Annotated in this window: 9 protein-coding genes (1 of these 9 only partly in view); all 9 read left to right on the top strand. The window is 73.9% G+C overall.

What is annotated here, in order from left to right:
* Positions 1–911, top strand: the final stretch of a protein-coding gene (ilvD, locus tag EXW95_RS00235) for a dihydroxy-acid dehydratase (RefSeq protein ID WP_174365828.1). The gene continues 919 nt to the left of window position 1, outside the view; only the last 911 of its 1,830 coding nucleotides appear in the window; its start codon lies off the left edge, out of view; it ends in the stop codon at positions 909–911.
* Positions 912–1,167: 256 nt separating this feature from the next.
* Positions 1,168–1,512 carry a rhodanese-like domain-containing protein gene (locus EXW95_RS00230; RefSeq protein ID WP_174365827.1) on the top strand — a complete coding sequence of 115 codons (345 nt, stop codon included), beginning with the start codon at positions 1,168–1,170 and terminating at the stop codon, positions 1,510–1,512.
* 67 nt (positions 1,513–1,579) lie between these two features.
* On the top strand, positions 1,580–3,202 hold the full coding sequence (locus tag EXW95_RS00225; RefSeq protein ID WP_174365826.1) for a diguanylate cyclase: 1,623 nt from the start codon (positions 1,580–1,582) through the stop codon (positions 3,200–3,202).
* Between the two features lie 81 nt (positions 3,203–3,283).
* The gene (locus EXW95_RS00220; protein WP_174365825.1) at positions 3,284–4,444 is read left to right on the top strand and encodes an acyl-CoA dehydrogenase family protein; all 1,161 of its coding nucleotides are present in this window, start codon (positions 3,284–3,286) and stop codon (positions 4,442–4,444) included.
* 76 nt (positions 4,445–4,520) lie between these two features.
* Positions 4,521–5,894 (top strand): cobyrinate a,c-diamide synthase, encoded by a 1,374-nt coding sequence (locus EXW95_RS00215; RefSeq protein WP_174365824.1) that lies wholly within the window; start codon positions 4,521–4,523, stop codon positions 5,892–5,894.
* Positions 5,891–6,793, top strand: a complete 903-nt coding sequence (locus EXW95_RS00210; RefSeq protein WP_174365823.1) for a CobD/CbiB family cobalamin biosynthesis protein — start codon at positions 5,891–5,893, stop codon at positions 6,791–6,793. The genes EXW95_RS00215 and EXW95_RS00210 overlap by 4 nt, the downstream gene beginning before the upstream one ends.
* Entirely contained in the window at positions 6,790–7,800 is a 1,011-nt protein-coding gene (locus EXW95_RS00205; RefSeq protein WP_174365822.1) for an aminotransferase class I/II-fold pyridoxal phosphate-dependent enzyme, read from the top strand. The genes EXW95_RS00210 and EXW95_RS00205 overlap by 4 nt, the downstream gene beginning before the upstream one ends.
* Entirely contained in the window at positions 7,793–9,202 is a 1,410-nt protein-coding gene (locus EXW95_RS00200) for a cobyric acid synthase (protein ID WP_254605363.1), read from the top strand. The genes EXW95_RS00205 and EXW95_RS00200 overlap by 8 nt, the downstream gene beginning before the upstream one ends.
* Positions 9,199–9,705, top strand: a complete 507-nt coding sequence (cobU, locus tag EXW95_RS00195) for a bifunctional adenosylcobinamide kinase/adenosylcobinamide-phosphate guanylyltransferase (RefSeq protein ID WP_174365821.1) — start codon at positions 9,199–9,201, stop codon at positions 9,703–9,705. The genes EXW95_RS00200 and cobU overlap by 4 nt, the downstream gene beginning before the upstream one ends.
* The last annotated feature ends 70 nt before the right edge of the window (positions 9,706–9,775 follow it).

The following is a 9,775-nucleotide window of genomic DNA, read 5'->3' as shown; positions in this document are numbered from 1 at the left end:
GCGTGCCGGTGCTGTGCAAGGTCGCGCCCGCCAAGAACGACGTGCACATGGAGGACGTGCACCGCGCCGGGGGCATCATGGGCATCCTGGGCCAGCTGGACGACGCGGGCCTGCTGAACCGCGACGTGCACAGCGTCCACGCGCCCAGCCTGACGGACGCCCTGAACCGCTGGGACGTCAAGCGCACGGATGACGAGGCGACCCACACCTTCTACCGCGCCGCGCCCGGCGGGGTGCCCACCCAGCTGGCCTTCTCGCAGGCGCGCCGGTACACCGCGCTGGACCTCGACCGCGAGAAGGGCGTCATCCGCAGCGCCGAGCACGCCTTCTCTCAGGACGGAGGTCTGGCCGTGCTGTACGGCAACCTCGCCGAGGACGGCTGCATCGTCAAAACCGCCGGGGTGGACGAGAGCATCCTGAAATTCACCGGGACCGCCCGCGTGTTCGAATCGCAGGACGCCGCCGTGGACGCTATCCTCGACGGCACCGTGACGGCTGGCGAGGTCGTCCTGATCCGCTACGAGGGCCCCAAGGGCGGCCCCGGCATGCAGGAGATGCTGTACCCCACCAGCTACCTGAAATCCAAGGGCCTGGGCAAGGACTGCGCGCTCGTCACCGACGGACGCTTCTCGGGCGGCTCCTCAGGCCTGTCCATCGGGCACGTGTCCCCCGAGGCGGCCGAGGGCGGCACCATCGGACTGGTGCAGACCGGCGACGTCATCGAGATCGACATCCCAGAGCGGCGCATTCACCTCGCCGTGGACGACGCCGAACTCGCCGCCCGGCGCGCCCACCAGCAGGAGGCCGGCTGGCACCCGGCCGAGGCCCGCCCCCGCAAGATCACGGGCGCGCTGCGCGCCTACGCCAGCATGACCACCAGCGCCGCGCGCGGGGCCGTCCGGAACATCTGATACGGACTCCGATTGAATGGCTTATCAAGCCGTTCAATCGGAGCGGATGCGACTCGCAGAGCTGCGGAGCTAGAGAAGGAGAGAAACGCCCCTCCAGACGTGGAGTTGGCAACCCAGTGCTGTCCCGGGTTGTGAACGAAACAAACGGAGTCCGTATGAGCTGCGGGGCAGGATGAGGGGGACGCCAGCCTTCCCCCTCATGCAACATACCCCCAGGGGGTTTACTCTTGGGCATGCCCATCCCACAGGACCTGCCATGCTGAACTGGCTCCGCAGCCTGCTGCGCCCCACACCCGACACCAGCCTCAGCCCCGAGGAAGCACGCGCCCTGATCGGCCAGGGCGCCCTGCTGCTCGATGTCCGCAGCGCCGCCGAACGCCGCGCCGCCCTGATTCCCGGCTCCCGTCACATCCCGCTCGGCGACCTCGGCAGCCGCGCCGCCACACTTCCGCCCGGTCGCGTGATCATCTGCCAGTGCGCCAGCGGGCAGCGCAGCGCCGCCGCCACCCGCCTGCTGCGCGCCCAGGGACTCGATGCCCGCAACCTGCGCGGCGGCATCGGGCGCTGGCAGGCCGCCGGACTGCCCGTCGAGCGGCCCTGAACAGCAGGGCCCGCCCATGTGAACCATGCCGCCACACCGGACCCCGACGCGGCATACGCTGAAAGGCATGAGCGGACCCCACCCCGCACCCGGCGCGCAGGCCGTCCAGAACCTGAGGCGGCACCTGACGCAGGTGGCGCTACAGTACGCCGGGCCGCAGGGTCTGCTCGACGAGCTCCGCGCCCGCCTGGACCGCCTCGGCGGTCACCTGGGCCGCCCGGACGGACCGGGCGGAACGCCGGTGCTCGTGCGCGGCGCGCCGGTCGCGCGCCTGTGCCTGCCCGACCCCGATCCCGCCACGCAGGACGCGCTTGAGGACCTCGCGCTGACCCTCACGGCGCTGCTCGAGGCGCTGGGCATCCGGGCCCTGGCGGTCGAACTGGGCCTCGTGAACGGCTGGGTGGCCCGCCAGGACGACCCGGACGCCGCGCTGGGCCGCGTCCGCGAGTTCCTGCGCAGCCTGGGCGCCACGCAGGTCGACCTCGTACCGCACCCGGCGCCCGCACCGCTGCCGGGCCTGACCCTGCCGCTGACCGGACGTTACCGGGCGCGGCAGGCGCTGCAGGTCACCCCCACACCCACCTGGACGGTCGAGGAGCAGCGCGCCGCCACCGCCGCCACCCGGCAACTGGCCCTGGTCACCGAACGCCTCTCGGCCGAGCGGCGCCTGGAGACCCTGTTACAGTTGCAGCGGCAACTGGACAGCGTGCCCGCCGAGCAGCTGTACCAGCCGCTGCTGGACGCGGCCGTGCAACTGGTACCCGGCGCGCAGGGCGGCAGCCTGCTCGTGCGGCGCGGGGACGTCTTCCAGTTCGGCGCGGTCTGCGGGTACGACGCCGGACCCCTTCAGGACGTGACCTTCCCGTGGCAGCGGACCCGCGACGTCTGGTACGGGCTGGGCGTGGACGCCTGGCAACGCGGCGAGCCGCGGGTCCTGACCCGGCAGAGCATCGCCCGGCACGGCGTCGGCTACGACCGTGACGGTGAACGGGTCGACGATCTGCTGCCCGAAGTGCAGCACCTGCAGAGCGTGGTGGCCGTCCCGGTGCTGTTCGGCGACGAGGTGTACGCCCTGATCAACCTGGACTCGTTCAGTGACCCCGATGCGTTCGATGCCGACGCCGTGCGGGTCACGCAGGCGTTCGGCAGCATGGCGTCCCTGCTGATCCATGAGGCGCAGCGGCACGACCAGATCCGCGCGGCGGCCCGCACCGACGCCCTGACCGGCCTGGGCAACCGCCGGGCGTTCAACGAGGCGCTTGAACAGGCCGTGACGGCCGCCCACAGCGACTGTCCCGCCCTGACCCTGCTCGTCCTGGACCTGCGGGGCTTCAAGGGCGTCAACGACCAGCTGGGCCACGCGCGCGGAGACGAGGGCCTGCAGCGCGTCGCGTCGCTGCTGCGCGAGGAGGTGCGCGGCAGCGACGCGCTGTTCCGCTGGGGTGGCGACGAGTTCGCGGCGCTGCTGCCCGGCAGCACACTGGAGCAGGGCCTGAACGTGGCGCGGCGCATCACACGCGCCATGCAGACCCTGAGCATCGGCGGGCTGCCGCTGCGCGCCACCGTCGGCGTGGCGTCCCTGCGGCCCGGCGGCACCGGGGAGACGCTGCTGCAGGACGCCGACGCCGCCATGTACGCCGCCAAGGCGCGCGGCGAGGCGGTGGCCGCGTCCGGCGAAACGCCCGGCTGACGCACGACCATCCTCTCCGGGCACCCGGTCCAGGTGCAGGATCCAGGCGCGGCCGGGCGGTCCGGTGTGGTATCACCAGCCATGTTCGATGAATTCGCCGTGCATGACCTCCTGACCCCCGAGGAACGCCTGATCCGCGAGAGTGTCCGCGCGTTCTGCGACGCCGAACTGCTGCCGCAGGTGGCCGGATGGTGGGACGCGGGCGACCTGCCGGTGCGGGACGTCATGCGCCGCTTCGGGGGGATGGGCCTGCTCGGTCCCACCACGCCCGAGGCCTACGGCGGGTCCGGCGCGTCCTACAGTGCGTACGGCGCGATGATGTACGAACTGGAACGGGTGGACAGCGGGCTGCGCAGCGCCGCGAGCGTGCAGGGCAGCCTCGTGATGCATCCCATTCACGCGTTCGGCAACGAGGAGCAACGCACGCGCTGGCTGCCGGGCCTGGCGAGCGGTGAACTGATCGGCTGCTTCGGCCTGACCGAACCCGACGGCGGAAGTGATCCCGGCGCGATGCGCACCCGCGCCCGCCGCGACGGGAGCGACTTCGTGCTGAGTGGCAACAAGATGTGGATCACGAACAGCCCCGAGGCGGACGTGGCGGTCGTGTGGGCCAAGGACGACGACGGCGTCGTGCGGGGCTTCATCGTGCCGACCGACACGCCGGGCTTCAGCGCCCCGCAGATCCACCGCAAGCAGAGCCTGCGCGCCAGCGTCACCGGGGAGATCGTGCTGGACGACTGCCGCATCCCCGCCGCGAACCTGCTGCCCGGCAGCGCGGGCCTGAAAAGTCCGCTGTCGTGCCTGACGTCGGCGCGGTTCGGCATCGCGTGGGGCGCGATGGGCGCGCTGGAGGCCGTGCTGCAGGCCACGCTGGACTACGCGGGGAGTCGCGTGACCTTCGGGCAGCCCATCGCGGCGCGGCAGCTCGTGCAGGACAAACTGGCCCGCATGGCGACCGACCACAGCCTGGGCCTGCTGCTCGCGTGGCGACTCGGGAACCTCAAGGACGCCGGGCGCATGAACTACGCGCAGGTCAGTTACGCCAAACGCCACAACGTCCGCGCGGCGCTGCAGGGCGCCCGGCTGGCGCGGGAACTGCACGGCGGGAACGGCATCACGACCGAGTACCCGGTGATCCGCCACATGCTGAACCTGGAAACCGTGGACACCTACGAGGGCACGCACGACATTCACACGCTGATCATCGGGCGGCACCTGACCGGTCACAGCGCCCTGGGCTGAGCGGGGACAGGGTTGATACAGCGCCCTGGGGCCGCGCCGCGCGCCGGTGCGACCTTCGGGTAAGGTGGGGCGGTTCATGGCGAGCTTCGACCAGACCTCCCCTTCCGTTCCTGCCGGGCCGCGCCGCGTGGTGCTGGCGGCGGCGTCCTCCGGCAGCGGCAAGACGACCGTGGCGGCCCTGCTGTGCCGCGCGCTGCGCTCACGGGGGCTGCGCGTGCAGCCGTTCAAGCTCGGCCCGGATTACCTGGATCCGACGCACCTGACCCGCGCGGCGGGCCGTGAGGCGCGGAACCTCGACTCGTTCCTGCTGGGGCGCCAAAGGCTGCGTGAGCTGTTCGCGCGGGCCGCGGCGCAGGCGGACGTGAGCGTCCTGGAGGGCGTGATGGGCCTGTTCGACGGGCGCGACCCGACCACCGACGAGCATTCCACGGCGGACCTGGCGCTGCTGCTGGACGCCCCGGTGGTACTCGTGCTGGACGCCGGGGGGTCTGCGCGGACGGTCGCGGCGGTCGCGTGCGGCCTGCGGGACTTCCGGCGGGAGGTGCGGGTGGCAGGCGTGATCCTGAACCGCGTGGCAGGCGCGGGGCACGCGGCGCTGTGCGAGGCGGCCCTGGATCAGGTCGGCCTGCCGGTGCTGGGCTGGGTGGCGCGCGACGCGGGGCTGCACCTGCCCGAACGGCACCTGGGCCTCCTGAGCGCCGAGCAGGCCGCCTGGGACGAGGCCGCCGCCGACCGCGCCGCTGAGGGCCTGCGGCTGGACGCGCTGCTGGACGCCATCCACGCCCCGGCCCTGCCGGACGCGCCCGCCCCCGCGCCGACGGGCGCGCCGGTGCGGGTGGCGCTCGCGCACGACGAGGCGTTCCACTTCTCGTACCCGGACGCGCTGGACGAACTGCGCGCGCAGGGCGCCGAACTGATCCGCTTCAGTCCGCTGCGGGACGCGGCCCTCCCGGCGGGGGTGGGGGGCGTGCTGCTGCCCGGCGGGTACCCGGAGGCGCACGCGCACGAGCTGAGCCGCAACGTGTCCATGCGCGAGTCCATCCGCGCGTTTGCCGCGTCGGGCGGCGCGGTCCTGGCCGAGTGCGGCGGCCTGATGTACCTCGGGGAATCACTGGACGTGGACGGACAGGAGGTGCCGATGTGCGGCGTGATCCCCTACCGCACCCGCATGACACCCCGCCTGACCCTCGGGTACCGCGACGCGACCGCATTGCAGGACACCCTGGTCGCCCCGGCAGGCACAGTCGTACGCGGGCACGAGTTCCACCACTCGGTCCTCACGCACGCCCCCACCCGGCCCGCCTGGACCTGGACCGCGCACGACGGCACCGTCACCGAGGAAGGCTACGCGCACGGGAACGTCCTGGCCAGCTACCTGCACCTGCACCTGGGCGCCGACCCGGCCCTCGCCGCCCGCTTCCTGGACGCCTGCCGCGCGGTGACCGCTTGAGGGGCACCCCGCGCCGGGCGCTGCTGCTGGCCCTCGCGCTGGACACGCTGGGCGAACCGCCGGCCCCCGCGCACCCGGTCGTGTGGATGGGGCATCTGCTGCGCCGCGCGCGCGCCGCGTGGCGGGGACAGACGCCGCCCGCGCAGCTGATCGAGGGGGGCCTGGGCTGGGCCGCCGGGGTCACCCTCAGTGCGGCCCTGGGCGGGGCGGCCGGGCGGCTGCCGTGGTGGGCGCAGGGCGTGGCCCTCAAACCGCTGCTGGCCCGCACGGCGCTGCTGCGCGCGGGCGCGGAGGTCGCCTCGGCGCTGGAGGCCGGGAACCTGCCCGAGGCGCGGCGACTGCTGTCCTGGCACCTCGTGAGCCGCGACACCGCCCACCTGAACGCGTCCGAGGTGGCGGGCGCGGCCATCGCCAGCCTCGCGGAGAACCTGAGTGACAGTGTCGTCGCGCCGCTGCTGCACGCGCGGCTGGGCGGCCTGGGCTGGGCCGCCGCGTACCGCTTCACGAACACCGCCGACGCCAGCTGGGGCTACCGCACCCCGCAGCTGGAATGGCCGGGCAAGGTCGCGGCCCGCGCGGACGACCTGCTGAACCTCGCCCCGGCCCGCCTGAGCGCCGCGTGCCTGCTGCTCACCGCCGGGGGGCGAGGCTGGCGGGTGTGGCGCGCGGACGCCCGGCGCACGCCCAGCCCGAACGGCGGGCACCCCATGAGCGCCGCCGCCGGGGCCCTCGGCGTGCGGCTGCACAAGCGCGGCGTGTACACCCTGAACGCCGCCGGGCGCGACCCCAACGCGGGGGACCTGCGCGCCGCCCTGACTCTGGTGAACCGCGCGGCCCTGCTGGCAGCGCTGGTCTGCCTGCTCCCCCTGCCCCGGCGGCTGACGGGGGCGCGGGCGTGATTCCCCTGATTCCCCGCGTGCCGCACGGTGGACCCGGCGCGCAGCCGTTCACTGGACTGGATTTCAGCGTGAACGCCAACCCGTACGGTCCCAGCCCGCGCCTGATCCAGGCGGTGCGGGACGCCGACCACGCCCACTACCCCGACCCGAGCTACGGCTGGGTGCGGGAGCAGCTGGCCGCGTGGCACGGCCTGAGCCCCGCCGAGGTCACCCCGGCAGTGGGTGCGTCCGAACTCCTGCACCGCCTCGCCCGGCTGTGCCTGAGCGGCGGCGGCTCGCTGCTGAGCCTGCACGCGCCCTTCGGGGAACTCGCCCGCGCCGCCGCGCTGCTCGGCGCGCCCGTCACGACCGTGCAGGGGGTGCCGGACGCCCTCCCGGCCGGGACGCGCCTCGTGTACGTGGGGTACCCGCACAACCCGACCGGCCTCGCCCCCAGCCCCGAGAACCTGCTGACCCTGGCGGGACGCTGCCACGAGGTCGGCGCGCTGCTGATCGTGGACGAGGCGTACGCGCCCTTCGTGGCGCTGCCCGCCCCGCCGCGCCACCCCGCGCTGCTGCGCCTGCTCTCGCCGGGCAAGGCGCACGGGCTGGTCGGCGCGCGACCCGCGTACGCGCTGGCCGCGCCGGACGTGATCGCCGCGCTCGACAACCTCGCCCCGGCGTGGCACGTGCCCGCCGGGACCGCCGGGGTGCTCGCGGCCCTGCCGCACGCCGCGCGCTTCCTGGCCGAGACGCTGCCCAGGGTCGCCGCGCACGCCGCCGCGCTGGCGGACGACCTGCGCCCGCTGGGCCGCGTGGAGCACCACGGCACGCCGTTCCTGACGCTGCGGGTCGGGGACGCCCGCGCCCTGAGTGCGGACCTGCTCGCGGCAGGCGTACGGGTGCGGGACTGCGCGAGTTACGGACTGCCGCACCTCATCCGCGTGAGCACGCGCCTGCCGGGCGAGAACCGCGTGCTCGTGCGCGAGCTGCACTCACGGCTGGCAGTGGGAGGACGACATGGGTAAGGCGATCATGGTGCAGGGCTGCACGAGCAGCGCGGGCAAGAGTTACCTCACGGCGGCGCTGTGTCGCGCGCTGTCGAACGCGGGCGCGCGGGTCGCGCCGTTCAAGGCGCAGAACATGAGCAACAACGCGGGCGTCACCCCGGCGGGCCTGGAGATGGGCCGCGCGCAGCTCGTGCAGGCCGCCGCCGCACGCGTCACGCCGGACGTCCGCATGAACCCGGTGCTGCTGAAACCGGAAGCCGACACCCGCTCTCAGGTCGTGCTGCTGGGGCAGGTCAACCGTGAAATCACCGAGCTGCCCTGGCGGGAGCGCAAGGCGCACCTGTGGCCGCACGTGCAGGGCGCGCTGCACAGCCTGATGGACGAGTTCGACGTGGTCGTCATCGAGGGCGCGGGCAGTCCCGCCGAGGTGAACCTGCGCGCGTCGGACATCGTGAACATGCGCGTGGCGCTGGAGGCCCGGGCCGCGGTGCTGCTCGCCAGCGACATCGACCGGGGCGGGTCGTTCGCGCACCTGCTCGGCACCTGGCACTGCCTGACCCCGGAGGAACGCGCGCTGCTGCGCGGCTTCATCCTGAACCGCTTCCGGGGCGACGCGCGGCTGCTGTCGCCCGCGCCCGAGTGGCTGCAGGAGCAGACCGGCGTGCCCACCGTGGGCGTCGTGCCGATGCTGGACATCCCGCTGCCCGAGGAGGACGGCGTGTGGGCCGAAACGGGAGCGGCGCGCGGCGGGGATCAGGACGACGGCTTCGTGGCGATCGCGCGCCTGCCGCGCGTGTCGAACCTCGACGAGTTTGCGCCCCTCGGGCCGCTGGCCCGCTGGGTGGCGACCCCGGCGGACCTCGCAGGCGCGCGGGCGGTGATCCTCCCCGGCAGCAAGAGCACCGCCGCCGACCTCGCGTGGCTGCGCGCCACCGGACTGGCGGGCGCCGTGACCCGCGCCGCCCACGCGGGCGTTCCCATGCTCGGCGTGTGCGGGGGCCTGCAGATGCTCGGCCGGGTGATCCGCGACCCGCACGGCGTGGAGGGTGCGCCGGAGGTGCCGGGCCTGGGTCTGCTGGATCTGGACACGACCTTCGCGCCGGACAAGACCACCACCCTCACATCCTTCACGGACGCCGAGACGGGCCTGACCGTGCAGGGTTACGAGATCCACCACGGGCAGACCGGAGCGGGGCCGGGCGTGCAGACCCTCGCGCCGGGGCGGCTGTGGCGGCAGGGCAACGTGCGCGGCACGTACCTGCACGGCCTGCTGGAGAACCCCGCGTACCTCGAGCGCTTCCTGGGCTGGTCGGGCCTGCGCCCCCCGGCGGGCCTGGACTCGCTGGACGCCCGCCTGGACGCCATCGCCGCGCGGGTCGGCGCGGCCCTCGACCCGCGCGTGCTGGAGGAACTCCTGTGACCCTGGTGTTTGTGACCGGCGGGGCGCGTAGCGGCAAGAGTAGTTTTGCGGAGGCCCGCGCGGCGCAGGTGGGCGCCCCCGTCACGTACGTCGCGACCGCGCAGGCCTTCGACGACGAGATGCGGGGCCGCATCGGACGGCACCGCGCCGACCGGCCAGCCGGGTGGGTGACGCGCGAGGAACCCCTGCACGTCCCGGCGGTCGTGGGCGAGGTGCAGGGGACGGTGCTGCTCGACTGCCTGAGCCTGTGGGTCAGCAACCTGATGCTGGCGGACTGGACGGACGCTGCCGTGCTGGCCGCCGCGGACGACCTGCTGCGCGCCGCGCGGGACCGGGGCGGCGTGACCGTCATGGTCACGAACGAGGTGGGCTTCGGCATCGTGCCGGACAACGCGCTGGCGCGCCGCTTCCGGGATCTGCTGGGCTGGGTGAATCAGCGCGCCGCCGCCGCGTCGGACGAGGCTTGGCTGATCGTCAGCGGGCGGCCCCTGCGCCTCCCCTGACCCGGTGAGGGCATACCCTGGGCTGGTATACTCGCGGTGACCGGTTTCCCCGCCCCTCGCCCCCAGGAGT

Origin of the sequence: Deinococcus sp. JMULE3 (assembly GCF_013337115.1) — a bacterium.
GTDB lineage: Bacteria > Deinococcota > Deinococci > Deinococcales > Deinococcaceae > Deinococcus.
Note: the sequence above shows the minus strand (reverse complement) of the source record. Positions and strands in the feature narration are given on the sequence as shown.

Bases quoted from the DNA above. Each gene is read 5' to 3' on its own strand.
- EXW95_RS00230 (WP_174365827.1), top strand. From the start codon at position 1,168: ATGCTGAACTGGCTCCGCAGCCTGCTGCGCCCCACACCCGACACCAGC.
- EXW95_RS00225 (WP_174365826.1), top strand. From the start codon at position 1,580: ATGAGCGGACCCCACCCCGCACCCGGCGCGCAGGCCGTCCAGAACCTG.
- EXW95_RS00220 (WP_174365825.1), top strand. From the start codon at position 3,284: ATGTTCGATGAATTCGCCGTGCATGACCTCCTGACCCCCGAGGAACGC.
- EXW95_RS00215 (WP_174365824.1), top strand. From the start codon at position 4,521: ATGGCGAGCTTCGACCAGACCTCCCCTTCCGTTCCTGCCGGGCCGCGC.
- EXW95_RS00200 (WP_254605363.1), top strand. From the start codon at position 7,793: ATGGGTAAGGCGATCATGGTGCAGGGCTGCACGAGCAGCGCGGGCAAG.